Here is an 880-nt window from a genome sequence, read left to right as displayed (position 1 = left end):
AATTTCGATATATTCGCTGAGTAACCGCAGCAGTAGCACCACGCCTACTAGCAGTACCAATACGCCGACCCGAACGACGAGATTGCCACCAAAAAACCAGTTTTTGATTGAATGAATGAGCGACGTCACAATAGGTAGTGAGCGTTCATCAGGCTCAATCGGCGCATTTGCTATTTTATTTTTGGTCGGAGTTGGAGTAGTAACAGGCAGTGGTGGTGGCAATGATGTAGATGATAGGGTTGAAAACGCATCTGTAGACCGCTGTTGTGAATCAAAAATTGCATGCTTAGTAGCGTCATTCTCAGCAGTATTGCCTTCACTAGCGCGCGTATAAACACGCTCATCAGCCAAATGGGTAGATGAAGCGTTCATACTGCGATTTTTTTGCTGCTCAAGATCCGATTGTAGTTTTATGACATCGCGGCGCAGATGCGCAATTTGTCGCTTTATCTTGGTGTATAGCGCGACTACCACGATCAATAAAATTGTAAAGGCCAGCCAACCCAACTGGGTCACCAATAGATATAACATCTTCGTCGCTCAATCCAATTGATAGTAATGTGATAATGACGTGATTTGCTAAGAAGCACAAGACCGCTCTGATTGCTTACCCAAAAGGTCATTGATAAAACAAGACTCAAAATAAAAGGGCAGCTTAATAGTTAAGCTGCCCTTCTTTGTGAGTTTTATACCAGATCTTTTTTATGCCAAATTGGCTTTCATAAACTCAAGCATGTTTTCCCAGCTTTGCTTAGCAGCCGCTTCGTTATAGCCAAGATCTACTTCATTTTTTTCAGCGCGCTCATCGGCATGTGGGTTGGTAAAGCCATGCTTGGCATTGTCATAGACATCGATAGTGTAGTCCACGTCAGCTGCGTCT

General features: G+C 43.6%; 1 protein-coding gene and 1 pseudogene. Both read right to left on the bottom strand.

Features of this window, described 5'->3' with window-relative positions:
• Positions 1-531 (bottom strand): annotated as a pseudogene (locus ACS8FC_RS15870) (DUF2339 domain-containing protein); the annotation flags it as partial.
• 171 nt (positions 532-702) lie between these two features.
• The coding region (locus ACS8FC_RS15865; protein ID WP_439297478.1) for a dienelactone hydrolase family protein at positions 703-880 on the bottom strand (178 nt) is incomplete at its 5' end.

This window comes from Psychrobacter sp. 1Y4 (genome assembly GCF_051847555.1).
This window is presented reverse-complemented; position numbering and strand designations above follow the sequence as displayed.